Annotated in this window: 16 protein-coding genes and 3 pseudogenes; 9 read left to right on the plus strand and 10 right to left on the minus strand. The window is 59.8% G+C overall.

What is annotated here, in order from left to right; all coding sequences use genetic code 11:
- Positions 1-123: 123 nt before the first annotated feature.
- Together AAAK34_RS18750 and AAAK34_RS18755 are read left to right on the plus strand one after the other, a co-directional pair.
- A complete protein-coding gene (locus AAAK34_RS18750) occupies positions 124-678 on the plus strand; it encodes a GNAT family N-acetyltransferase (RefSeq protein WP_231694713.1) in 555 nt (184 codons plus the stop codon).
- Between the two features lie 224 nt (positions 679-902).
- A complete protein-coding gene (locus AAAK34_RS18755; protein ID WP_231694712.1) occupies positions 903-1,952 on the plus strand; it encodes a DMT family transporter in 1,050 nt (349 codons plus the stop codon).
- Between the two features lie 3 nt (positions 1,953-1,955).
- Here AAAK34_RS18755 and AAAK34_RS18760 read toward each other — a convergent pair.
- From AAAK34_RS18760 to AAAK34_RS18790, 7 genes and pseudogenes are all read right to left on the minus strand, one after another.
- Positions 1,956-3,589 (minus strand): annotated as a pseudogene (locus AAAK34_RS18760) (ABC transporter ATP-binding protein).
- On the minus strand, positions 3,586-4,428 hold the full coding sequence (locus tag AAAK34_RS18765) for an ABC transporter permease (RefSeq protein ID WP_231694710.1): 843 nt from the start codon (positions 4,426-4,428) through the stop codon (positions 3,586-3,588). The pseudogene AAAK34_RS18760 and the gene AAAK34_RS18765 overlap by 4 nt, the downstream one beginning before the upstream one ends.
- Positions 4,425-5,402, minus strand: coding sequence for an ABC transporter permease (locus tag AAAK34_RS18770; RefSeq protein ID WP_231694709.1), 978 nt, complete (start codon positions 5,400-5,402; stop codon positions 4,425-4,427). The genes AAAK34_RS18765 and AAAK34_RS18770 overlap by 4 nt, the downstream gene beginning before the upstream one ends.
- A gap of 18 nt (positions 5,403-5,420) precedes the next feature.
- Positions 5,421-7,013 (minus strand): ABC transporter substrate-binding protein, encoded by a 1,593-nt coding sequence (locus AAAK34_RS18775; RefSeq protein ID WP_231694708.1) that lies wholly within the window; start codon positions 7,011-7,013, stop codon positions 5,421-5,423.
- A gap of 38 nt (positions 7,014-7,051) precedes the next feature.
- Positions 7,052-8,362, minus strand: coding sequence for a M20 family metallopeptidase (locus AAAK34_RS18780; RefSeq protein ID WP_231694707.1), 1,311 nt, complete (start codon positions 8,360-8,362; stop codon positions 7,052-7,054).
- Positions 8,363-8,489: 127 nt separating this feature from the next.
- Positions 8,490-9,074 carry a MarR family winged helix-turn-helix transcriptional regulator gene (locus AAAK34_RS18785; protein ID WP_231694706.1) on the minus strand — a complete coding sequence of 195 codons (585 nt, stop codon included), beginning with the start codon at positions 9,072-9,074 and terminating at the stop codon, positions 8,490-8,492.
- Between the two features lie 210 nt (positions 9,075-9,284).
- Positions 9,285-10,786, minus strand: a pseudogene (locus tag AAAK34_RS18790) (PLP-dependent aminotransferase family protein).
- Positions 10,787-10,910: 124 nt separating this feature from the next.
- Here AAAK34_RS18790 and AAAK34_RS18795 point away from each other — a divergent pair.
- The 3 genes from AAAK34_RS18795 to AAAK34_RS18805 all read left to right on the plus strand — a co-directional run bounded on the left by AAAK34_RS18795 (position 10,911) and on the right by AAAK34_RS18805 (position 15,171).
- A complete protein-coding gene (locus AAAK34_RS18795; RefSeq protein ID WP_231694704.1) occupies positions 10,911-12,203 on the plus strand; it encodes a 4-aminobutyrate--2-oxoglutarate transaminase in 1,293 nt (430 codons plus the stop codon).
- Positions 12,200-13,681: an NAD-dependent succinate-semialdehyde dehydrogenase gene (locus AAAK34_RS18800; RefSeq protein WP_231694703.1), complete on the plus strand. Its 1,482-nt coding sequence runs from the start codon at positions 12,200-12,202 to the stop codon at positions 13,679-13,681. The genes AAAK34_RS18795 and AAAK34_RS18800 overlap by 4 nt, the downstream gene beginning before the upstream one ends.
- A 224-nt stretch (positions 13,682-13,905) precedes the next feature.
- Positions 13,906-15,171 carry an Hsp70 family protein gene (locus tag AAAK34_RS18805; protein WP_231694702.1) on the plus strand — a complete coding sequence of 422 codons (1,266 nt, stop codon included), beginning with the start codon at positions 13,906-13,908 and terminating at the stop codon, positions 15,169-15,171.
- Positions 15,172-15,235: 64 nt separating this feature from the next.
- Here AAAK34_RS18805 and AAAK34_RS18810 read toward each other — a convergent pair whose 3' ends face one another.
- A complete protein-coding gene (locus AAAK34_RS18810; RefSeq protein WP_231694701.1) occupies positions 15,236-16,411 on the minus strand; it encodes a GGDEF domain-containing protein in 1,176 nt (391 codons plus the stop codon).
- Positions 16,412-16,714: 303 nt separating this feature from the next.
- Here AAAK34_RS18810 and AAAK34_RS18815 point away from each other — a divergent pair, with 303 nt between their 5' ends.
- The 4 genes from AAAK34_RS18815 to AAAK34_RS18830 all read left to right on the plus strand — a co-directional run bounded on the left by AAAK34_RS18815 (position 16,715) and on the right by AAAK34_RS18830 (position 22,114).
- Positions 16,715-17,815 (plus strand): patatin-like phospholipase family protein, encoded by a 1,101-nt coding sequence (locus AAAK34_RS18815; protein ID WP_231694700.1) that lies wholly within the window; start codon positions 16,715-16,717, stop codon positions 17,813-17,815.
- Between the two features lie 211 nt (positions 17,816-18,026).
- Entirely contained in the window at positions 18,027-18,647 is a 621-nt protein-coding gene (locus AAAK34_RS18820) for a hypothetical protein (RefSeq protein ID WP_431777557.1), read from the plus strand.
- A gap of 107 nt (positions 18,648-18,754) precedes the next feature.
- Positions 18,755-20,989 (plus strand): hypothetical protein, encoded by a 2,235-nt coding sequence (locus AAAK34_RS18825; RefSeq protein ID WP_431777558.1) that lies wholly within the window; start codon positions 18,755-18,757, stop codon positions 20,987-20,989.
- A 15-nt stretch (positions 20,990-21,004) separates the two neighbouring features.
- Positions 21,005-22,114, plus strand: a complete 1,110-nt coding sequence (locus AAAK34_RS18830; RefSeq protein WP_231694698.1) for an MBL fold metallo-hydrolase — start codon at positions 21,005-21,007, stop codon at positions 22,112-22,114.
- A 12-nt stretch (positions 22,115-22,126) separates the two neighbouring features.
- Here the strand turns inward: AAAK34_RS18830 and AAAK34_RS18835 are convergent, their stop codons facing one another.
- On the minus strand, positions 22,127-23,596 hold the full coding sequence (locus AAAK34_RS18835) for a M81 family metallopeptidase (protein WP_231694697.1): 1,470 nt from the start codon (positions 23,594-23,596) through the stop codon (positions 22,127-22,129).
- A pseudogene (locus AAAK34_RS18840) lies at positions 23,593-24,854 on the minus strand (Zn-dependent hydrolase). Before AAAK34_RS18840 ends, AAAK34_RS18835 begins: the two are co-directional and overlap by 4 nt.
- Between the last annotated feature and the right edge of the window lie 13 nt (positions 24,855-24,867).

Genomic DNA, 24,867 nt, shown 5'->3' on the forward strand with positions numbered 1-24,867 from the left:
GCTCATTATGAGTGCAGCGCACTGCCCGAGGATGCATTTCCCTGGATCGGTACCTTCGTCCTATTCAGACAGCAGGCGCCTTATTCTTGACGCTCCACCCCTAACCTGCCCTACGATGGAGCCATGCGCGATTTTTTTCCAGATCAGATCACTGCAGACCCAAGCCGATGGAAAATCCGACCACTTCTGCATGCAGACCTTGACGGCCTGATGCAGGTCCAAGATGCCTGCTACGGGGCCAACTACATGGAGAGCCTGGAGGTTTATCGCTCTCGTCTGGCGTGCCCAGCGCAATGTTCGCTGGTCGCCGTGCAAGACGATGTGGTTCTAGGCTATCTCGCCGCATACCGCTCGACCCTGGGCAGCGTCACGCCCTTGCACGGCGAGTTTGCGATCCACCCTCAACCGGACACCCTTTATCTGCACGACATGGCTGTCGACCCCACTGTGGCCGGACTGGGCCTGGCAACTGCATTGTTCGCGGCGATGTGGAAGGAGGCGCGGGCCTGGTCGCCCCGCTTTTCCGCTCTGGTGTCAGTGCAGGGCTCTCAGAATTATTGGCGTTGTAAGGGCTATGAACCACACACCGACTTATCTTCCGCAAATAGAGAGAATTTACGGGGCTACGGGAACGACGCCGACTACATGGCCAGGCCGTACGGACCTGCGCACACCTGAACCCAAGCAAATAGTTTCCCCTTCATTGATTTTGGAGATTGGAGGCACTACGTGCAAACCCAACGTCGTTGTTCAAGCTGGTTCGACCTGCAACGTCGACACATGATTGCCCGTCTGAGGGATAACGCCACAGGTCGATTCCATCGAAACGGGACTGCCTTGAGCGCCTGTTGTCGAATCCGGAAGCGAGGTCTCCGAGTGTTGTGCTCAGCAGTGCCACGCCCATGACCTCTCACCAGCTTCCAGCGCTGAAAGGCGGAGCACTGGCATTGCTGGCCGCTGTGTTGTTCGGGGTCAGCACACCGCTGGTACAAAGGCTAGGCCTAGGCATCGGACCATTCACGACGGCCGCACTGCTCTACGTCGGAGCCGCTTTCATCGGCGCTCTCACGCGTCAGCCTGTGGGCCGGGAAGCGCGCGTGCTGCGCTCGGACGTGCCGCGCTTGCTCGCGATGGCGCTCTTCGGAGCTGTCGTGGGCCCTGTGGCCCTGGCCTGGGGCTTGCAACGCACGAGCGGCACAGGTGCTTCGCTCATGCTAACGCTAGAGGCGCTGTTCACGGCAGTGCTGGCGTGGCGCCTCTACCACGAGACCATGGACCGCAGGGTCTGGGCAGCTGTGCTGCTTCTGCTCGCTGGCGGGCTTGCACTGGTACTGGACCAAAGCCAGAGCGGCAGCAATCAAGCCTGGGGCCTGATAGCGGTCATGGTAGCGACCGCCGCCTGGGGTATGGACAACACGCTTTCGAGAGCATTGGCCGAACGCGACCCCGGGCAAGTGGTGCTGTTCAAGGCGTTGCTGGGTGTTGCAGCGACGACGATGACGGCTTGGCTGACGGGTGAGCCGACTCCAGGAGTTCTGGCTGCCCTGGGCCTGATGGCCGTGGGTGCAAGCGGCTATGGCTTAAGCCTACGGTTTTATCTACTTGCGCAGAGGGCGTTTGGCGCGGCACGCACAGGCTCGGTCTTCGCCTTCGCACCCTTCATCGGAGCGGCACTGGCGATCATCTTGGGGGACCGCTCAGGCGGATGGGGACTATGGCTGGGCGGCATACTCATGCTGCTGGGCGTGATCGTTCACCTGATGGAAAATCACCGCCACGAACACCAGCACGAGGCCCTGGAACATGTGCACGCTCACACGCACGATGACGGACACCATGACCACGTTCATGACCCCATGCCCGTTGGTCCGCACAGCCACGCTCACGTGCACCATCCGATACGGCACAGCCACGCGCACGTACCGGATGCCCATCACTCACATAGGCACTGATGATCAGGCGCCGACCATTTCAAAGCTCTGCTTCTCCCAGCTCCTGCCAGGAATGGCTTCGATGAGCTGACGTGTGTAGTCATTGCTGGGTCGGTAGAAGATATCCGATGCATACCCTAGCTCAACCAACTTGCCCTTTTGCATCACCGCAATGCGGTCGCAAATCTGTGCGGCGACGCGCAAATCGTGGGTAATGAAAATAACCGCCAGGTTGAGCTTACGACTGATGCCGCCCAACAGTTCCAGCACCTGCGCCTGAATGGACACATCGAGCGCCGACACGGCTTCGTCGGCGACCAGCACCTTGGGCTTGAGTGCCAGTGCGCGCGCAATGCCAATTCGCTGGCGCTGGCCACCCGAAAACTGGTGCGGGTACCGATCTGCAGCGTCGCCCCCAGCCCCACGAGCTCGAGCAATTCGCGGGCTTCGGCCCTGGCCTTGGCCGGATCTTCACCAAAAGCGATGGGGCCCTGAGCTATCGCCTCACCCACGCGGTGGCGAGGGTTGAGCGACGCATAAGGGTCCTGAAACACCATCTGAATGTCTCGTCGATGAGGACGATGCTCCAGCGATGACACGCCCAGCAGCTCACTCATTCCCAGCTTGATGCTTCCTCCATCGGGGGTGTTCAAGCCGACGATAGTGCGGCCCAGCGTGGACTTTCCGGAGCCGGATTCACCAACTACGCCAAGACATTCACCGGCGTGCAGGGTGAGCGTGACATCGTCAAGCGCCTTCACGGCACGGCCACCCTTCTTGCCGAAGGTCATCTGCAATTCGTTCACGGTGAGCAGCGCCACATCGAAATCGCGCGCCGGCTTATCCTGCGGCAAGTGGGGCACTGCATTCAAAAGCGCGCGTGTGTAGTCGTGACTGGGCGAGTTCAAAATGGTGCTGGCATCGCCTTGCTCAATCAGATCACCTTGTCGCATGACGACAATGCGGTCAGCGATGTCGGCCACGACTCCAAAATCGTGGGTAATGAACATGACCCCAATATTCAGGCGCTGCTGCAGCTCCTTGATGAGGTGCAGAATCTGCGCCTGTGTGGTGACGTCGAGCGCGGTGGTTGGTTCATCCGCAATGAGCAAATCAGGCTCCAGCGCCAGAGCCATGGCAATCATGACGCGCTGGCGCTGCCCACCCGAAAGCTCGAACGGGTAGGCCCTCACAATGTCCTGAGGGTTCGGCAGCAGCACCGACTCGAACAGATCCACCACGCGATTGCGGCGCTCGGCCGCTCCCATTTTGGTGTGGAGCTCCAGCACTTCTTCAACCTGGGCACCGACACGCATGATGGGGTTCAAAGCCGTCATGGGCTCCTGGAAAATCATTCCAAGCTTACGGCCACGCAGCTTGCGGTGCGAATCCTCATCCAGCTTGACGAGATCCTGCCCGCGATACAGCAACTGGCCTGAGGTGATGGTTAACTGGCCCTTGGGCATGAGGCCCATCACGGCATGCGAGGTGACTGACTTGCCCGAGCCAGATTCGCCCACAATGCAGACGATCTCGTTGGCATGAACATCAAAAGATATGTTGCGTACGGCAGTCTTGGTGGATAACGCGTCGCCGATGGCGACCGTAAGGTCGCGCACACTCAGCAGCGGCGTACTTTCTTGAGGAACTGACGTCATTTTGTGTTGCTCCGGCCATTGAGTTTCGGGTTAAAGGCGTCGTTGAGTGCTTCGCCGATCAGGCTCAGGGCCAGCACGGTCAGCATGATCGCCACGCCAGGAAATACGCTCATCCACCAGGCGTCACGGATGACGCTGCGGCCAGCGCCGATGATGTAGCCCCAGCTCATCAGGTTGGGGTCGCCCAGGCCCATGAAGCTCAAGCCAGACTCCAGAAGAATGGCCGAGGCAGTCATGAGCGAACCCATCACGATCACAGGAGCCAGGCTGTTGGGAAGAATCTGAGTGAAGATAATGCGCCCGGACGACTGCCCCGACAGGCGTGCAGCCTGCACGAACTCACGTGAGCGCAAGCTCATGAACTCCGCACGCACCAGGCGCGTCAACGCGGGCCAGGAGACAATGGCGACCGCCACCACAATGGTGGTGATTGAGGGCGTCAGCACCGCCACCAGTACCACTGCCAGCAAGAATGTGGGAATGGTCTGAAACAGCTCGGTAATCCCCATGATGAACTGATCCACCTTGCCGCCGCTGTACCCGGCCAGCGCACCCAGGGTCACGCCGATCACAGCCGCCACCATGGTGGAGATAAAACCCAGCATGAGCGAGACACGAGCGCCGTGGGCAATGCCCGCTGCAATGTCGCGCCCCAGCGTGTCCGTGCCCAGAAGCGAGCCTTCGGTCAGCGGCGGCATAAACGGGCCGTTGACCATGTCCCAGGGGTTGCCCGGATAAAAGACAGGTGCCAGCAATGCCAGCAGGAACATCAGCGCCAGCACAAAGAGGCCAATCACGCCTCCCTTGTGGCGGGCATAGGCTTTGATGAATGCGTTCATTTCAGTTCAATGCGTGGATCGACGATGGAATAGACAATGTCAGTGAGGATGTTCATCACCACGACAATGACGGACGCAATGAAGAACACGCCCAGCAACACGGCATAGTCGCGCTGCATCAGAGCGTCAAATGCGAGGCGGCCAATGCCCGGCCAAGCGAACACGGTTTCAATCAGGACCGCGCCACCAATCAGGCTACCCGCCTGCAGGCCCGCAAAGGTGATCACGGGCAGGAGGGCATTGCGAAGTACGTGCCGGCGTATGACCATGCCTTCAGGCATGCCCTTGGCGCGTGCGGTCTTCACGAAATCCATGTGACTGACCTCGAGCATTGAGGCACGGGTCAAACGAGCGTAGATCGCCATGTAGAAAAGGCCGAGTGTCAGCGCCGGAAGAATCAGGTGATGGCCGATGTCCAACATACGCGCCCACCCCGTGTATCCGGCACCCACGGTTTCATAACCAAAGGGAGGGAGCCATCCGAGGTTCACCGAAAACAGCAGCACCATCATCAGGCCGATCCAGAAGCTAGGGGTGGCATAAAACAGCATGGCAACGGTACTGATGACGGAGTCACCCCACTTACCCACCCTCAATGCCGCCTGTACGCCCAGAAAAATCCCTGCCGCCAAAGCCATCACGAAGGCAGCCAGAGTCAGCAGCAGGGTCTGTGGCAAATGAGCCAGAATGAGATTGAGCACCGGTTCCTGGCGAACCATGGAAAAGCCCAGGTCCAGCGTGGCCACATCCCCAAGGTAGTTGCCCAGTTGCGTCAGGATCGGCTTGTCCAGCCCGATATCAGCACGGATCTTCGCTACTGTTTCAGCGTCTGCAGCGCCGCTCATGCCGGCCAGAAGTTCGGCAGGGTCACCCGGCGCCGCGCGCACCAGAAAGAAGTTGAAGATGGCGATCACGGCAAGTACCACGAGGGACTTGATCAATCGCCGGCCTAGGAATCGAGCGGTGTCTTTCATCTCACTGACTCACTCGTGTTACTTCGACAGCCAGGCTTCGGCGTACGAGCCGGCGTAACCCAGGCCTGTGGTGTACGCGTTGTTCACGCGCTTGTGGAAGAACGTGGTGCCCAGGGTGTCATACATCCACATCACAGGCACGTCTTCAACAATTTGCTGCTGAATCTGGGTGTACAAGGCTTGACGTTCTGCGTCAGGTGCCTCGGCCGCCTTGGCGAACAGTTCGTCAACCTTGGGGTTGCTGTACTGCGAAGTGTTGCTGAACATCAGACCCTTCTTGATGTTCGAACTGATGTAGGTACGCGCTACTCCGATAGCTGGGTCGCCATACTGGAACACACCGTTACCTGCCATGTGGTAATCATGATTGCCAACGCGGCGCACCCAGGCACCCACGTCCGCGGACTCCAGGTTCACCACGATGCCCACCTTGGCCAGTGACATCTTGAAGTACTCGGCCTGACGGCGATAGTTTTCACCATAAGGCAGGGCGATGAAGTTGACGTTGGCGCGCACACCCTTGGCGTCAGGCTTCAGGCCCATTTCGTCGAGCAAGGCGACAGCCTTCTTGGGGTCGAAGTTGTACTTCTTGACGTTGGAGTCGTAAAAGCGTGTGTTGTGGTGAATCGGTCCAGTCGAAACCTTCCCCTGGCCGAACACGATTTTGTCGAGCAGAAACTGGCGATCCACAGCGTGCATCACGGCCTGGCGGAAGCGCTTGTCGTTCATCGGAGCCACTGCCGTGTTGAACTCCACCCAGTTCATGGTCGACCAGTACTCGCCGCCGTCCATCGAAGTCTTCAGGTGCGGAAGCTTACTCACGCGGGCGATGTCCACAGGGTCCACGTCGCCAGGAATGGCTTGCAGCACGGTGCCTTGCTCAATCGCCAGGCGACGCGAGGCTGCGTCTGGAATCACGCGGTAGGTAATACCGTCGAGGTACGGCAGGCCCTTGCGCCAGTAGTCAGTGTTCTTGGCAAGTTCAACGTGCGAACCCCGCACCCACTTGACGAACTTGAATGGCCCCGTACCGACGGGCGCATTGTTGTATTCATTCTTGCTGAGCTCGGTGCCCTGATACAAGTGCTTGGGCAAAATCGCGCCGCCACCAATGTCATGCGCAAACAAGAATGCCGAGTAAGGCTTCTTGAGCTTGAAAACCACGGTGTCTGCATTGGGCGCGGACAGATCTGCCACGTTCTCCATCAAAGTACGTGTGCGTGCCGTGTTCGCCAGGATTTCTTTGTAGGTGAACACCACGTCAGCCGAACTGAATGGCTTGCCGTCATGCCATTTCACACCCTTTTGAAGATTGAAGGTGTAGGTCAGGCGGTCGGGGGACACCGTCCAGGATGCTGCCAAGCTAGGCATCGGCTCCAGCTTCTTGGAGTATTGCAGCAGGCTCTCGTAGATCTTGCCGGCAACCATCTGTGTGCCTTGCACTTGCTGCAGTGCCAGGTTCAGGCTGGGAGGCTCTGGAAACAGAATCGCAGTCAATACACCGCCATGAACTGGCTGAGATTGAGCCAGCACCGGCAAGGCGATGCCCATCATGGAAGCGGCACAGGCCATGCTCAGCACGACGCGGCGGGGCAGAACAAATTCACTCATCAAATAAAACTCCAGGTTGAGATGAAAAACAGGTTGGATCAGGCGATGCGGCCAGGCAGCGGGTTCAGGCCACACCATTGCGCAATGAACAAGGCGTACACCGCCGTCACGCGTTGCAGACTTTCAAGCGAGACCCACTCGTCAATGCCATGCGCGGAGCTCCCTTTGGGGCCATAGCAGGTGGAAGGAATGTTTCCGTAGAGGTGAAAAAACTTCACATCGGTCGTGGCGGCAATGGCCCAGGATTCGGGCTGCACCTTGTGCATCGTTTCATGGCAGGCCATCAAGGTTTTGATGACGGGCTCCTCCATGTTCACGACCAGGCCGTCGCCCTGAAAGCCCTCGTACTTGACCTCATAGTTGACGCTTCCCGACTTGGGGTGACGGGCATGCGCTTCCTTCAGGAAGGCCTCGACCTCTTCCTTGATTTCAGCGACCTTGCGACCCGGGTAGTAGCCAATGCGCAAATCTGCGCGCGCGAAAGTGGGCACCGAGGAAGTCCACTCGCCCCCTTGGAGCTTGCCCAGATTGAAGTTGATCGGGTGCTGATGGTTGCAGTACAGGGGGTGGCGGTTGGAGGCCGCGTTCCAATGCCGCTCCAGCGCACGAAGCTCATCCACCAGGTACTGCGCAAACTCCAGGGCCGCGACGCCGTTATGCGCCTCCGATGCATGCACCGGTACGCCGAAAGTTTCGATGTGCAGCCACAGCACACCCAGTTGTGCGCACATCACCCCCTCTTGCGAAGGCTCGGGAATCAACGCTGCATCGGCCGTGTAGCCTTCCACCAGGCAAGCCAGCGCGCCATTGCCTGTGCATTCTTCTTCGATCACCGACTGCAGATAGACCGGCGCTGCGGGCTCGAAGCCCATACGATTGAGGGCCTTCATCGCCATCGTGTAGGCCACGATGCCGGCCTTCATGTCGTTGGAGCCACGGCCGTAGAGGCGGTCGCCATCTACGCGCGGCTGGAACGGGGGAGTCGTCCACATGCGTTCGAAACCCACCGGCACCACGTCGATGTGCCCATTGAGAATCAGCGACTTGCCCTTGGTCTCACCTGCCGGCATATGCACGCCCACCACATTGGTGCGACCGTCATAGGACACGATGGACGGGGAGTACGCCGGGTGCTTGCGAATTTTCTCCTCGTCGATCTGGAACTGATCGATCTTCAGGCCCATGCCGCGAAACACACCTGCCATGTAATCCTGGGCAGACTGCTCTTCGCCGAGCAGGGACGGGTGGCGTACCAGGTCCGACAGCATCTGTACGGCGTCGTCGCGTTGTGCGTTGACCGCATCCAGAATCTGCTGCTCCGTCGGGAGGGATGCCAATGTCTGAGTCATGTGGACTAACTTTCTCTTGCTGGGTTGGAAATGGGTTGTTTGATAAAACGTGCGGCAATGGCGCAGCCGGCAGCCATCACGCCGCCATGGTTGCCAAGGCGCTAATTCGTGTTCAGGTCACGTTCAATCAGGGGGAGCGCTTGCGTGCCACTCGCTTCCGGACTGGTGCAACCTCCGCTGCCGCCTTGGATCCAGCTCGCTTGGCCGGCGGCTCCTTGGTGACACGTGGCTGAGGAGAAGGCGCACCCAACAAGTCGAGACCATCGGCGTGTTGCGCTATCACGTGCGCTGTCAATTGCCCGAGCGCCTCGTCGAACGCCTTGCGCAGATCAGGCCGAAGGACAGACATCACGGCGTCTGTGGCGTCCAGCACGTACTGGTGCGCGCGATCTGCAACTCCTTTGCCTTTGCGCGTCAGCTCGAGCGCCACCTGACGTGCGTCTTGCTGGCCGATCTGTCGTTGAATGAGACCTGCACGCGTCAAGGCCGTTACCGCTTTGGAGACCATCGTCTTCTCCATGAATGACAGCTCCACCAAACGGCTGATCGTCAGGCCAGGGTGCTCTCGCACAAGCAGCAGAAGACGCACTTCGCGCACACTGACGCCATCCCGGGCCTGATGGGCTGCCTCTGCGACTTCCTTCATGAGTCCGCTGAGCACGTCCAGGCGGAGCGTGATGTAGATCGATGCGGGTGGAGATGGATTCGGCATTTGATTTCAAATATCAATAGTTGCAATTTGCACTTAATTGATCATATGCAATCCCCGTGCCACAGCATCGGTAGAAACCCTGAGTTGGAAGAAAATGCAGGAAGCCCCAGGGTAATTTCAATATCTAAGTACTACATATCAAGGATTCGTGACCCGTCATGCGGCAAAAGTGCGCACCAATTCAGTGAATTGAATCGACAGAACGCACCTCTATGGTGCATTCTTCTCGTTGTGCACTCTCTCGATGCAACGCACCAGAGTTTCAAACGGCCGAAGCATCTCTGACTCCGGCACGCAAGCAAACCCGAGGAGTAACCCCGACACAGCTTGCTGGCTCGCGTAGTAGCGCGACAGCGGTCGCACATGCACGCCCTGCGCCGCGGCCGCTTTCGCCACACTCACGTCATTCATGCCTGCTGGCAACTGCAACACCACATGAAGCCCTGCGGGGCTATCGAACGGGTGCACCCATTGAGGTCCCAACCATCGCTGCACCAACCCCAGCAGAGCGTTGCGGCGGCCCGCATAGATCAGGCGCATACGTCGGATATGGGCAGCGTAATGCCCCTGATCAATGAAGTCTGCCAGAGCCGCCTGCGTCACGAGATGCCCTTCGCGGTACAACTCCGCATGCGCTGTACGCATGGGCTCCACCAGCGACTTTGGCAGAACCGCATAGGCAATGCGCAGCCCTGGGTACAGCGTCTTGCTGAAAGTGCCCACATAAATGACAGGTGCGTCATCTACCAAACCCTGCAGCGATGCAATCGGGTGGCCGGCGAAACGAAACTCGCTGTCGTAGTCGTCCTCAACAATCCAGCTGCCGTGGTGGCGCGCATAGTCAAGAAGTGCGGCGCGCCTGCGCAAGCTCATCACAGCGCCAAGTGGATACTGGTGCGAAGGCGTCACAAAGATCAATCTTGGCGCTTCACAAGGAGCCACGGTGGGTGGATGCATGCCCTCACTGTCCACGGCTGCAGGCACCACCTGCAGACCGTTGACCGCCAGGACACCGCGCAAGCCCCAGTAGCCCGGATCTTCCAGCCACACCCTGTCGCCAGGGTCAGTCAGCAGGCGGGTGACCAGATCCACGGCCTGGTGCACCCCTGAGGTAATCAATACCTGCGAGGCATCACAGTTCACGGATCGGGCCTGACGAAGATGATGGGCGATGGCCTGACGCAGCGCAGGATGCCCTCCTCCCGTGGCATAACTCAGCCACTGTGGCGGAACCCGCCCTCGCCATCGTGCAGCCAACTGCTGAAACTTGCGGTGCGGAAACTCGGTGACATCCGGCACGCCCGGCATGAAAGCCCCCACTGCACTGAAGACGCCTGCGCATTCTCCAGCAGCGTGCTTCCGCGCAGAGACAACCGGACCAGCGGATCGGGCGCACCGCGGACAGCCTCAAACTTCCTTTGAGGATGCGTCCACAGCACCTGCTCCGGGAGGACGTCATTCACATACGTACCGCTGCCAGTGAGCGAACGCACGTACCCCTCGGCCAACAGCTGGTTGTATGCATGCGTGGTGGTGTTTCGAGAAAGGTCGAGCACCACCGCGAGCTCACGCGTAGGTGGCAACTGCGTGCCTGCGGGCAAGCTGCCGTCCAGGATGGACTCGCGCAAGCAGTCATACAACGCGCGGTTGGCGGCCTGCGCTGGCTTGTCTGCGCGCAAGGCCTGCCACCGAATCTGAAGTAGGTCACCCAGGGTCGTCGGCAAATTGGCACCATCTAAAAAATGATTTTGGCTCTGTACTGTAGTGCCATTTCATCATTCAATCCATGGTACCGATTCTTCTACTTTGTTTTTTTCGACAGACAGGACTAAACCCGTGAGCAACGCCAGTATTCAGCAACGCCGTCTTGCCGCCACCCCGCGCGGCGTGGGAGTGATGTGCGACTTCTATGCAGAGCGCGCAGAAAACGCCACGCTGTGGGATGTGGAAGGCCGGCAGTACACCGACTTTGCGGCCGGAATCGCCGTGCTGAACACGGGGCACCGCCACCCGAAGGTGATGGCTGCCATTAAGGCGCAGTTGGAGCGCTTCACGCACACGGCCTACCAGATCGTTCCCTACGAAAGCGTCGTCTCGCTGGCCGAGCGCATCAACGCGCTGGCCCCTGTGGCCGGCCCCGCCAAGACAGCCTTTTTCACCACCGGCGCTGAGGCAGTCGAGAACGCCGTCAAAATCGCCCGCGCCCACACCGGTCGACCTGGCGTGATTTCCTTTGCAGGTGGCTTCCATGGCCGCACGCTCATGGGCATGGCCCTGACTGGCAAAGTGGCTCCCTACAAAATTGGGTTTGGCCCCTTCCCCAGCGACATCTACCACGTGCCGTTCCCCTCAGAGTTGCACGGCGTGAGCGTTGACGACAGCATGGCGGCCATTGAGCGCCTCTTCAAGGCCGACATCGAAGCGCAACGCGTTGCAGCCATCATTCTGGAACCAGTACAGGGCGAAGGGGGCTTCTACTTCGCCCCCGATGAACTGATGGTTCGCCTGCGCGAATTGTGCGACCGCCACGGCATTTTGCTTATTTTTGACGAAGTGCAGACCGGCTTCGGCCGCACCGGCAAGCTGTTTGCCGGAGAGCACTACAGTGTCAAACCTGATCTGGTCACCATGGCCAAGAGCCTGGCGGGGGGCATGCCATTGTCGGGTGTGTGCGGTACCGCGGCGATCATGGATGCACCCGCGCCCGGTGGCCTGGGCGGAACGTACGCCGGCAACCCACTGGCCGTCGCGGCCGCACACGCCGTGCTCGACGCCATGCAAGAAGAAAAACTGCTGGAGCGCTCGAACACTCTTGGTCAGCGCCTGCGCGATCACCTGAACAGCTTAAGCCAGCAGTTTGCGTGCATCTCTGAGGTGCGCGGCCCGGGCTCCATGGTGGCTGTGGAATTTTTTGATCCTGAAACAAAAGCTCCCAGCCCTGAAATCACTTCAGCCGTGTTGAAGCATGCACTTTCCAAAGGCGTGCTGCTGCTCAGTTGCGGCCTGTATGGCAATGTAATCCGCTTCCTCTACCCGCTGACCATACCGGATGCGCAGTTTGATGCCGCGCTCCAGATCATTGGTGAATCCATTTCGCACGTCGCCACCACGCAGAAAGCCGCAGCATGACGACAGCAATCGCAAATCCCCTGGCGCTACTCAAGGACCCCAGCCTGCTCAAGCAGGCGGCACTGATCAACGGCCAGTGGGTTGATGGCGCCAGCCGCTTCGATGTCACCGATCCTGCGACAGGCGCCGTGATTGCCCAGGTAACCAATCTGGACGCTGCCGATGCACAGGCCGCCGTGGACGCCGCCAACCGTGCGTGGCCATCTTGGCGCGCTCGCACAGCCAAGGAGCGCGCCACCATTCTGATGTCCTGGTTCCGGCTGATGCATGAACACGCAGACGATCTCGCCCGCCTCATGACAGCCGAACAAGGCAAGCCCCTGGCCGAAGCGCGCGGAGAAGTCGTCTATGGAGCCAGCTTCATCGAGTGGTTTGCCGAAGAAGCGCGCAGGGTGTATGGGGAGACCATTCCCACCACCGACAACAACAAGCGTTACCTGGCGATCAAGCAACCCATCGGTGTGTGCGCAGCGATTACACCGTGGAATTTCCCTATGGCCATGATCACCCGCAAGGTGGCACCCGCCCTGGCCGCCGGCTGCCCCGTTGTCATCAAGCCCGCAGAGCAGACGCCGCTCACCGCGCTGGCTCTGGCCGAACTGGCCCAGCGTGCCGGCATCCCGGCAGGCGTGCTGAATGTCCTCACGGCCGATGGCCCGCAGTCGATTGCCGTTGGCAAGTTCCTGTGCGAGAGCTCAGTGGTGCGTCATCTCTCCTTCACGGGTTCCACTGAAGTCGGTCGTATTCTTTCGCGCCAATCAGCGGACACCATCAAGAAGCTGAGCCTGGAACTTGGCGGCAATGCGCCATTCATCGTGTTTGACGATGCGGACATCGATTCGGCGATCGAAGGGGCTCTTGCCAGCAAGTATCGCAACGCGGGCCAGACCTGTGTGTGCGCGAATCGCTTGTACGTTCAGGAGGGTGTTTATGACGAGTTCGTGCGACGCCTTGCGGAGCGCGTGGAATCCTTGCCCATCGGCAACGGCTTCAAGCCCGGGGTTTTGCAAGGCCCGCTCATCGATGACGATGCCGTCTCCAAGGTTGAGACCCACGTCGCCGACGCACTCGGCAAAGGCGCCCGTCTAGTCACGGGTGGCAAGAGACTCGAGGGCCGGTTCTACACTCCCACCGTACTGGCTGACGTCACTGGCGACATGCTCTGCGCGCGCGAGGAAACCTTTGGTCCGCTGGCACCTGTGTTCCGATTCAAGACCGAACAGGAAGCCATTGACGCCGCCAACAACACCGAGTTCGGGCTAGCGAGCTACTTCTTCAGTCGGGATCTGGGGCGCGTATTCCGCGTTTCAGAAGCACTTGAGTACGGCATGGTGGGGGTCAACACTGGCTTGATTTCCACTGCGGAAGTGCCCTTCGGCGGCGTAAAGCAGTCTGGCCTGGGCCGCGAGGGCGGACATCAGGGCATGGAGGACTACGTGGAAACCAAGTACATCTGCTTGGCAGATATTGCCAGGTAGCGCGTTCCCTGTGCGTTGCGCAGTCGCTCTGCCCGCAATGCAAATAACTTGAAACAGCGGGGCTTGACACGAGCATCAAGCCCCGCAAAAAGGTCAGGTCAATCACGGCTGGTTGACGGTGTGAAACTGCGCACTCGAGCGCTTTTGCCAACATCTGCGGCTTGAGCCATCTCAATTTGCAGCCGACGCACTAAGCGCCAGACAGGCACCTATGATCAGAGGCTATGGTAAGTACAGCTTCTTCACGGTCGGCCACACTTGGCATCGATTTCGGCACTTCCAACTCCGCCGTCTCCTACGCGCCCGAAGGCGGATTAGCGAGCCTGATTCCGCTTGAGGGTGAGGCATTCTCTATGCCCACGGCAGTGTTCTACAACGCCGAGGATCGCCGCACGCATTTCGGTCGCGACGCGGTGGCGCAGTACCTTGCCGGAACAGAAGGCCGGTTGATGCGCTCCCTCAAGAGCCTGCTGGGCAGCCCGCTGCTGCTGGAGAAGACTGAGGTCAATCACCAGCAGATCAGCTACCAGGAGATCGTTACCACCTTCCTGGCCGAGCTGCGCCGTCGTGCAACTCGTGAACTGGGAGAGGCTCCCACGCGCGTCGTGATGGGTCGCCCGGTCCACTTCGTGGACGACGATCCTGAGCGCGATGCACTGGCCCAGGAGTCACTACTGGCAGCCGCTGTGGCGGCAGGGTTCCGAGAGGTATCTTTTCAGTTGGAACCGATTGCCGCAGCATTGGACTACGAACGCCGCCTCACGCGCGAAAGTATGGTGCTCGTCGTGGATCTGGGGGGCGGCACATCGGACTTCACCGTGGTTCGTCTGGGGCCAGAAAGAATGGGTGCGGCCGACCGCGGCAGCGATATTCTCGCCACCAGCGGCGTGCATATTGGTGGCACGGACTTCGACCAGAAGCTCAGTCTGGAGCAGGTCATGCCGCTGATGGGCTACCGCCACTTGGGGCCGCAGCAACGCGAGGTGCCCAGCCGTGTGTTTTTTGATCTGGCCACATGGCACCTGATCCAGTGGCAATACCAGCCACGTGCCATCAGCCAGGCGCAGGCGCTGCGAGTGAACTACAGCGACACGCGATTGCACGCGCGCCTGATGGAGGTGCTGAAACGCCGTCACGGCCACCACATCGCCCATGAGGTAGAGCAAGCCAAGATCCGATGTTCGCAGCAGGAGGCTGGCACGCAGATAGATCTTTCCGTGATCGAGAAGGGGCTTCATGCAACGCTGGAAGTCGCCGATATGCAGGGCCACCTTTCCTCACTGCTGTCGCGCACCGTGGAATGTGCGCGCACCTGCGTGCAACGCGCGGACTTGGCCGATGGAGCGCTGGACGCGATCTACCTCACCGGTGGCTCGTCGGCGCTGAAGCCATTCCAGCACACGTTGCAGGCCGAATTTCCCGGGGTGCCCATGATCGAGGGAGATCTGTTTGGCGGCGTTGCGTCCGGCCTGGCTTGCATCGGGAGCTGAGGCAAATCGAACGCCCAGAAACTCCACGACACGTCAGCAGCAGCCTCCAGTCGAACTGCTTCGACTAAAGCTGCCGCTGATTGACCGCCTGAGCCACCTCGACTCGATCACGCCCGTTTCTCTTGGCCAGATACAACGCGGCATCTGCGCGGCCGATGACTGCATCCAAGGTGTCAAACTCCGGTTGAGTAAGGGTTGCCACGCCGATACTTACGGTGAATTTTGGCGACAGATCGCTGGCGTGGACTTGTGCCTGCACGCGTTCTGCCACCTGTACCGCTTCATCCAGGGTTGTGTCCGGCAGCAGCAAAATAAACTCTTCCCCGCCGTAGCGACCGAGCCTTGCGGGGCGGCGTGACACTTGCTGCACCATCTGCACAAATGACGACAAAACCAGATCTCCGGTCTGGTGGCCGTGACGATCATTGATGTCCTTGAACCGATCCAAGTCCATCATGAGGACCGAGAAAACCGTTCCATTCCGGATGCACAGCGCCAACAGGTCTTCGCCGTATTCGTAAGCCGCCCGCCGGGTCAGCGCTCCGGTTAAAGCATCGTACTTGATGAGCCGCTCCAACTGCCTGCGCAGTTGCTCAAACGATAAGAAAATGCCAGCAAGACCTATGAGCAACACCCCGAAGCTAAAGCTGACAAGGTATACAGCCTGAAAGGGGCTGAAGGTATAGATGCCTACGGGAGGTGGCTCAATGAACGCCGAAATTACCCGACCCGCCATCACGGCGCACAGCATAACCATGGTCCACAGCATCATGTGCGCAGCGAAACTGCCTCGCCGATGCTGCCACAGAACCTTGATCTGCGCCCCAAACATCAGCGAACTGACTCCGCTTACAAAGGCCAGGCGATGAACGTAATACTGCTCTTTGCCACTCGTAGCCAAGTTGAATGCCAGCGAGACCAGAAGAACTGCGAGAACCAGTCTTCGGTTAACGCCGAGTCCAAAATGCTGGTAAGTACCGCAAACAAGGATGAGCAGGGTCAATACCAGCAGAAAGTTCGGCAATGCCATAGAGGCCAGGTGATGCCAACTTCCCTGTAATCCATATAAAACCGACGCAATGAACCCGAGCAACGGGAAAGCCGCCCACTCTCCAATCCCTTTGATGGAGTTGGGGTAAGTACGCTTGATCGAATACAAGACGATCGACATAAGGCAACCCATGACGCCTGTGATCGCTACCACGGTGCGCAGATCAAAGAACGGCAAAGACTGACTCATGGAGGATAGGCTGCCTTCGAAGGAATTCTATTTACCGCGCGGGACACAAGTCAGGATGGAGCTGGCTATAACGATTAGAAGCGCGATACCACCCTCGCGTTTGCAAAATATAGAGCACTGCGTGGCACGGACAATTGTAACGGTTTGTTGAGATCAACACATGGCGGCCTGCCCCCTTTTTCAGCAGAAGCTGCTAATCAAAAGGCGCTGCCGTGACAGCGGCAATGGCACCGGTCGTCATCACCAATGCACTCCCACGACAAGATGCGGCGTATGATCAACGGCCAAGCAAGGGGGTGCGCCATGGCAATCGATGGAAAGACGATCGGATTGGCCTTGTCCGGCGGAGGCTACCGGGCCACGCTGTTTGGTCTGGGTTCACTTTGGCGGCTGAATGACGCAGGTCTTCTAGGCAAACTGGACCGAATTACCAGCGTTTCCGGAGGATCCATACTGATGGGGATCCTCGCCCACCGCTGGAAAAGCCTGAGTTTCGACGATGGGCGCGCCGCGAATTTTGATGAAGTCGTAGCCCAGCCAGTCAAAGACTTCTGCGCGCAGACCATCGATATCGGGGCAGGACTTGCAGGGCTTCTGGTTCCGTTCAAGACTGCGGGAGACTTCCTGGCCGACAGGTACTCGAAGGACCTTTTCGGTGATACGGCGGTATCCGATCTTCCAACTAACGGCGGTGCGCCTAAGTTTACGTTCTACGCGACCAACATGCAGACTGGCCGGAGCTTCCGGTTTCGCCAGGACATGATCGCGGACTACATACTGGGAGTCTCGCGCAGCACGCGAATTCCGCTTGCCGTGGCCGTGGCTGCCTCCAGCGCATTCCCGCCGATTTTTTCGCCCATCGTTCTCAAGACAGACCCTGCCTCGTGGACCGACGGGAGCGATCTGCCCAACCTGACAGAACTGCGTGAACGAATTGTGCTGGCAGATGGCGGGGTGTACGACAACATGGGGCTGGAGGCCTTGGTCGGCAACGTGGACATTGTGCTGGTCAGCGACGCCGGGGCCCCCTTCGGGGTAGAAGTGAAGCCAGCTGAGGACCATGTTCTTCAGCTTGGACGGGTACGGGACATACTTATCGATCAGACGCGCGCCTTGCGAAAGCGTTGGCTCATTACTGAATTCGAGAGCGGTCGGCTTCGGGGCGCCTACTGGGGAATCGGCACGCGAATGGCGGCCTATGCTTCAGTGCAGCGAATGGCCTCCGACTCGCCGGTGAGTGACTCACTCGACAAAGTGCCGACGCGCCTCAAGTCTTTCGAGCCGAAGCTGCAGGGGCACCTGATCAACTGGGGCTACGCGTTGACCGATGTGTCGCTGCGGGCCAGGCTGGGGCTGCAGATCCCGACAGGCAGCCACTGGCCTGAACCGCTATGGGCCTTGTAACGGTCGCGCTTGCCTTGGCTAGCGAATACTGTGCATTTAGAGGTGGCCGCCCTCTGCTTTGTAGGAGCGACTTTAGCCGCGAAGAGCATTTGAGACGGTAACCCTTCGCGGCTAAAGCCGCTCCTACAAGGAGACGAAAAGTCACCGCGTAAGCGGCATGGTGACTAGGCCATCGGCAACGCGGAAGGCACAAGCAGGAAGGGAGACTGAAGTGGACAGGATTTCACTTGATCGTTGGAGTCTGGATCTTCCGGACGCCGAGTTCTGCCGTGCACTCGCCGCACTCGGCGTGGTCGCCGCCATGCCGCCCGAACGTCTGCACGAAGCTCGCGCCGATGATGCATGGAAGATTGATGTCCTACTGGGTAGCTTCCGAAGCGCCATCAAAGAAGCTGCAGGTCTACTGTCCTGGCAGCTCCCATCAATAGATCGCCAGACCCAGATGCCGCTGGTTCTGGCGAAAGGTGCGCCTGGGCGTAGGAGCTTTGCCCTTGTGCCTGCTCCGTCAGCGTTGGAGATGGCGTCCCTCTGGCATGCATTCATGGCCGATCTGCCTCCGCCAATTCGCTCGACTGCGCCTTATCGGCCGCGGCTGGCTGTGCAGTCACGGCAGGGGCTTTTCGCAAGCCATGTGACCGCGATGGAGGTACTGACGAAACCCGAGGTTGGTGCTGAAGGCGTCTTCATGGCCGATGCGTTCCCGTCTGATGGCAGGCTGGACTGGAGCTGGCCCTTCACCGTCGCCACCTTACCGGGCGACGCGCTGGAACGGCCTTTTACAGAGTTGGGCACTCACCTCCCCCGGGTTGGCCGTACCGGTTTCTCACGGTAAGCCGTGATGCTTCGCAAGCCGAAGTGCTGGTGATCGGTAGCGGGCTCCAGGAGGCACTAGTCCGGGTTCTTTCTTCAGGCTTGCCTCTGCGATGCAGAATGGTTGTCGTGGCTGGTCTTGGCCACGAAGACCTATCCAAGGCGGAGGCGATGCTTGGCGCTCTGGTTTCCAAACTGTCCGCCGAGGGGGTGGCGGTTCTTGGCTCAGGCACCTCCCCCGAAGAATTCACATCGCGACTTCAGACGTTCGCCGATTCTCTGTGCCACAACCGACCGTTGGATGTGGCGCTCATGGACAGCTTTGGTGCGGGAGTGCGCCTGATCGCCAACAACGATCTACTGTCGGTCAGTCACCTCGACACTGCGATTGCTCGTTCCGCAGACCGGCTCCGCAACTTGGGAGCAAAGACCGATATCGAGCTGTCTGAACGAACCATCGATCGGCTTCGCATTCCTCGTGATCGCGTGCGCGCACGCGTTGCCCTGCCAACTACCCCAAGCGAAGAACCGCCTCAGACGGCTGGCGCGTCTCCAGACGACATTGCCATAGCCATCAAATCTGCGAGGGTGGAATACCGCTATGACCAAGAGTCTGGAGAGGCCGCCGCCTTCTCGGAGTTGAACGACCGCATCGCCGAACAAAGCCGGGAGGCTGCAAGCAGCGAAAGGGTCCAGCGCTTCCTGCAGCAAAAGAGCTTCGTCAAGCGTGGCGAGGACTTCATTGAAACGAAATCAGGCTACATCATCGGGCAGCCAGTCATGTTGGAGGTCTACATTGGGCAGAAGCTGGCCGATTCGATTGCGGCGCCCGACGCTTTTCCGGAGCACAAGCTCCCCTCCAGCCCGGATGGGCACAGATTGCAAGTAGTTCTGCACGAGCCGCGTCAGTTCGACAGGCCCTTGCAGCGCGAGATTCATCTTCCTCCGATGGGTGACAGCAGCACCGCCTCCTACACCTTCACCCCGAAGCTGGAGGGTATGTTCGAGGCGCGTGTATCGGTGCTGCATCGGGGGCGCATTCTGCAAACCGTCTTGCTGCAAGCCTGGGTCTTTGCGCCAGGCCAAGAAAGTAATGACGAGGGCTCAGTGATCGCGCTGGTACCCGAAACTCAGGTCCGGCACGACTGGTCGGACCTCGGCACAAGGCGTCGGTTCGATCTGGCAATGATTCTCAACCACACTGTCAGCGAACAGCCCATGCTCACCGGCGTGCAGGGCGCGCGGGCATGGGCCACCGATCTTTCAGGAATCGAAGAGCCGGTCAGAGACCTCAACGAGTTGATCTCGAAAGTCGCGCACAGCGTCGCTGACTACGGAGACGGTCTGGATCAAGGCGAGAACCCGGAACTCCTGGTAAAGCTCGCCCGGATAGGTGCGGACCTGTATTCGGTGCTGTACAAGGATCAACTGGGAGTCATGACCACTGACGGCTTGAGCATTGGCGACGCCAAAGTCGAGTACCTGCAGGTCATCAGCGCACGCGCCGATGCAGTCGTTCCGCTGGAGTTCATGTACGACTTCAACGCACCGCAGGCTGATGCCGAAGTCTGCCCACAGCATCAGAATGCTTTGCGGCAAGGGCACTGTGCTGCTGACTGTGCGCGAGCATCCAAGCCTCGGGGGTATGTTTGCCCGATGGGATTCTGGGGCCTGAAGAAAGTCATCGAACGGCATCTCTATGACCCACGCGCGAACCTGCCGGATCGTGCACAAATCGTGGTCAATGCTCAGGCAGCAGAAGCGGCTGCAGGCCGTGATCGCCTGGAGATCGGCGCTGGCGCATTGGTCGGATATAGCCAGGAAGTCAAGCCAGCGCAAGTGAGTGATCTTGTGAGCAGGCTTGGAAAAAAGCTCGGCAAAGACGTTCCAGTGGTCAAGGACTGGGACGAATGGATGACCGCAGTTCAAAATAATGCCCCCGCGCTGCTCGTCGCTTTTCCACACAACGAGGGCAGCAAGAGAGACGTGCGGCTGGAGATCGGCGGCAAGATGCTGTCCACGCTTGATCTTCCCGCCAGTTACGTGCGCACGGCAGACGGGCCAGCCCCTTTGGTCTTCCTGCTGGGTTGCGATGTCGCCGGCACTGCTCAGGAGTTCTCCAACCACATTCGGTATTTTCGTCAGGCGGGTGCCGCAGTGGTGATCTCGACGATAGCGACCGTGTTTGGCGCCCACGCCGTGCGCGTGGGCGACTCGATTGTGGAGCAGTTGCTTGAAAGCAGCGCGCGCGGCAACACGCGCATTGGTGAGGCTATCAGGGATGCGAAGCGCTCATCGCTGCTTGCCAGCCTGCCGATGGCCTTGTGTGTGGTTGCGTTCGGCGATGCCGATTGGCGGGTGTAACGTACAGGAGGTGTTATGGCTGCTGAATTCATGCGCGTCGAGATGATGCCTGCGCTCCATGGGGATTGTCTCCTGCTCGAGTACGGAGACGACAAGAGGACCAGGCGCGTGCTTATAGACGGCGGTCCCATCGGGGCCTATTCAAAACTGGAAGATCGGATCAGCGCCTTACCTGACGGGGATCGCAGGTTCGAACTCATAGTGCTGACGCACGTTGACACAGACCACGTTGATGGACTGGTCAGATTGTTTGCCCACCCGAAGCCCTGGCCATTCGTGGTCAAGGATGTCTGGTTCAACGGCTGGCGCCACCTTGAGAAGTCGCACGGCATGCTGGGAGGCAAGCAAGGCGAGTACTTCAGCGCTTTGCTCGCAAAAAGGCTGGACGACGGCGTATGGAATCGCGCTTTCGATGGCGATGTGATTGTTGTTCCTGCCGAAGGCAAACTTCCGCGCGTGGAGATAGCCGGCGGTCTGAAAATCACTCTCCTGTCGCCGACTGCACAGACTCTCTCGAAGATGCGGGATGCGTGGCGGAAGGATATAGGCGATTCACTTGAACCGGGTGACTTCGAAGCTGCGTGGGCTCTGCTTTCACAGCAAAAGCGGTATCTTCCGGGCTCCGGACTTCTGGGATCGACACCCGAGCTGGATGAACTGCTAGAGAAGCAATCGCGGCCGGATAGCGCGCGGGCCAATGGCTCAAGCATCGCCTTTCTCGCCGAGTTCGCCGACAAGAAGTGCCTGTTCTTGGCGGACGCCAATCCAGATGTCATCTGTGATTCGCTCGACAAACTGCTGCAGGAGCGTTCACTTCAGGTACTGGAAGTGGACGCCGTCAAAGTGTCTCATCACGGCAGCAAGGGCAACACCACCGACAAGTTGATGGCCCGGATCAGAAGCAAGAAGTACCTGTTCAGCTCCAACGGTGCCCAGTTCGGCCATCCTGATCGGGAAGCTGTCCAGCGTGTCATCGGGAGATCGACTGATGTCAAACCAACCCTCTACTTCAACTATAAAACCTCAAAGAACGAGGCGTGGGCATCTGCGGATACCCAACGCACGCTGAACTATTCGGCGAAGTACAACCCCGACGAACAGAAGCCGCTGGTTGTTGATCTGTAAGGCCCGCCGAATTCAGAGCGCGTCCAGCGGAAACACCGGGCGCCGCACCTGCGAAAACGGGAACAAGGCGTAGTTCGAACTGGTTACCCCACTGGGGCTGTCGCACTCCACGACGGCGTGAGCCAGCGGAACGAAGACAGGCCGGCAATACATACGCGACTTCAGCAGGACGAAGCGAAATGCCCGCGGATCGAGACCCACGCAGGTGAACACGCCGATATCCCAGGGTTCGTGCGGAAACTCGGTGACCACGATCTGCGCGCGGCCGATGTCCAGCAGCACGGTACGCCCCATGCTGCAACGCTGACCGGTATAGATCGGGCCAGTGACCGTGTACTCGCCATCGCTGATGGCAAGCACCCGACCCGTGATTCGTAACGGCTGTTTGGTGATGCCCAGTTGCGTGAGTGGAACTTTGTTGCCTAGCTCCAGCTCGACCTGCTCGCCCACACCTGCATGCGCCAGCACCTGAACGGCCTGCGGATCGCACAACGGCCCCACAGCGATGCCCTCCAGCCCCTGCTCCAGCGCGGCCTGCAGCACGTCCATGGCGTCACAGGTACCGCCCGACATGCAGTTGTCGCTGTGGTCCAGCAGCAGTATGGGACGACTGGCACCCAAAGCCAAGGTCTGCGCCCGGGCCAAGGAGTCGTTCAGGGGTTCGCTGTCGTAAACAAACTGGGCACGGTCTTCCCAGATCTGGCGCGCGATTCGGTCGGCCACAGCCTGCGCGGCCTCCGGATCGCTGGCATGGCCTGTGACCACCAGGCTCATACAGGGTGCAGCAATATCAGCCAGGCAGAAGCCCGCGAACACCGTGACCGCCGGCATGCCGTCGCGCTCCTCCGCACGTGCGGCATCCACGGCCCGCAACATGGCGCCTTCCAGCGTGGTGCTGCGCAGGGTATGGCTCATCAGCGGCAAGGGGTGCCAGCGCACCACGTGGCGTGCCCGCCCCTGCAGCATATCGATCAGAAGGCGGGCAGCATGCGCACCAGTTTCGTACATGTCCACATGGGGGTAGGTCTTGAAGCCGACCAGCACGTCGGCATGGTCGACCATCTTTTGTGTGATGTTGCCGTGCAGGTCCAGCGCCACACCAATAGGCACACCTGGTGCGGCGGCGCGCACACGCTCCAGGAGGTCGCCCTCCCCGTCTGCACTATTTTCGGCCACCATGGCGCCATGCAGATCCAGCAAAATGGCGTCGCAACCCGGCGCGGCGCTGACAATGCACTCGGTCAGCACGTCGTAGGCCGCGGCATGCACCTTGCCGCTGGGGTTGGCCATGGCCGACAAGGGCGTGATCAGCGCGGCTCCCAAGTTTTCAGCCATGTCGATAAAGGCTGCCATCGCCGTGCGCATGCCCTTCTGACTTTGGTAGGCCGCTTCGTCATAGGTGGGAGCAAAAGACTCCAGCGGCGTGGGCACGGGCGAAAAGGTGTTGGTCTCGTGGTTCAACCGGGCAATCAAGATTTTCACGCCGCCACTCCAGCTCTGAGCAGCATGGCCTGCAGCAGCACGTTGCAGCCAGCCTCAAGGTGCTCTGGCTGCGCGTCCTCGATCTCGTTGTGACTGATGCCGTCCGCGCACGGAACAAAGATCATGGCCGTGGGCGCCAGGCGGGCAAGATAGACTGCATCGTGACCTGCACCGCTGACCACGTCCATGGTGCTGTAACCCAGGTTCTCCGCACCCTTTCGAATGCCTTCGACCAAGTCTGACGAAAAAGGCTGGGGCGGAAAATACACCACCTGCTGCACCTCGATGGTCAAAGAGCGCTCACGCGCAATGCGCTCGCAGGTGGCGCGCAAGTCAGCATCCATGTCGAGCAACACGGTGTCGTCGCCAGCCCGAAGATCCACACTCATGCTGACCTTCCCTGGGATGACGTTGCGCGAGTTCGGAAATACTTCCAGGGCTCCCACGGTGCCGCGCGCATGGGGAGCGCGTTCCAGCGCCAGGCGGTTAACCTCAGCCACGAGTTCGCTCGCAGCCAGCAAGGCGTCACGCCGCAGTGCCATGGGCGTGGGGCCCGCGTGCGCCTCCATACCCTGTATCACGACGTCGTACCAACGCTGGCCAAGCGCCCCCTGCACCACCCCGATGACACAGTTGTTGGCCTCCAGTACCGGGCCTTGTTCGATATGCGCCTCAAAATAGGCGCCGACGTCGGGTGTGGGGCCAGGCGACCCCGCATAGCCGATCGCCGCCAAGGCCTCGCCGACGCTGACGCCCTGGGCATCGCGCTGCTCCAGCGCATGCTCAAGAGTGAAGGCACCGGCAAAGACGCCTGACCCCATCATCACGGGGACAAAGCGCGAACCTTCTTCATTGGTCCACACCGCGACTTCGATCGGTGCCTCGGTCTGAACGCCCGCGTCATTCAGGCTGCGCACCACCTCCAGGCCAGCCAGCACGCCGTAGTTGCCGTCAAACTTGCCGCCCGTAGGCTGGGTGTCAATGTGGCTGCCGGTCATGACCGGCGGTAGACTGTCGTTGCGACCGCTACGGCGCGCAAAAATGTTGCCTATGGCGTCGGTACGGATGCTGCAGCCAGCCTCGCGCGCCCAGCGCACGAACAGGTCGCGTCCTTCTCCGTCGAGCTCGGTGAGAGCCAAGCGACAGACGCCCCCTTTGGCGTAGCGCCTATGCGAGCAAGGTCCATCAGGGATTGCCACAGGCGCGCGCCATTGATTCGAGTGGTCATGGCGGAGTGAACAGGGTTCAGTGTGGTCATAGTGGTGCTTGAC

It is taken from the genome of Ottowia caeni (assembly GCF_050821495.1).
GTDB lineage: Bacteria > Pseudomonadota > Gammaproteobacteria > Burkholderiales > Burkholderiaceae_C > Ottowia > Ottowia caeni.

Coding starts and splice junctions, on each gene's coding strand:
- AAAK34_RS18805 (WP_231694702.1), top strand. CDS start 13,906: ATGGTAAGTACAGCTTCTTCACGGTCGGCCACACTTGGCATCGATTTC.
- AAAK34_RS18770 (WP_231694709.1), bottom strand. CDS start 5,402: ATGAAAGACACCGCTCGATTCCTAGGCCGGCGATTGATCAAGTCCCTC.
- AAAK34_RS18755 (WP_231694712.1), top strand. CDS start 903: ATGACCTCTCACCAGCTTCCAGCGCTGAAAGGCGGAGCACTGGCATTG.
- AAAK34_RS18775 (WP_231694708.1), bottom strand. CDS start 7,013: ATGAGTGAATTTGTTCTGCCCCGCCGCGTCGTGCTGAGCATGGCCTGT.
- AAAK34_RS18785 (WP_231694706.1), bottom strand. CDS start 9,074: ATGCCGAATCCATCTCCACCCGCATCGATCTACATCACGCTCCGCCTG.
- AAAK34_RS18765 (WP_231694710.1), bottom strand. CDS start 4,428: ATGAACGCATTCATCAAAGCCTATGCCCGCCACAAGGGAGGCGTGATT.
- AAAK34_RS18800 (WP_231694703.1), top strand. CDS start 12,200: ATGACGACAGCAATCGCAAATCCCCTGGCGCTACTCAAGGACCCCAGC.
- AAAK34_RS18810 (WP_231694701.1), bottom strand. CDS start 16,411: ATGAGTCAGTCTTTGCCGTTCTTTGATCTGCGCACCGTGGTAGCGATC.
- AAAK34_RS18750 (WP_231694713.1), top strand. CDS start 124: ATGCGCGATTTTTTTCCAGATCAGATCACTGCAGACCCAAGCCGATGG.
- AAAK34_RS18830 (WP_231694698.1), top strand. CDS start 21,005: ATGGCTGCTGAATTCATGCGCGTCGAGATGATGCCTGCGCTCCATGGG.
- AAAK34_RS18815 (WP_231694700.1), top strand. CDS start 16,715: ATGGCAATCGATGGAAAGACGATCGGATTGGCCTTGTCCGGCGGAGGC.
- AAAK34_RS18780 (WP_231694707.1), bottom strand. CDS start 8,362: ATGACTCAGACATTGGCATCCCTCCCGACGGAGCAGCAGATTCTGGAT.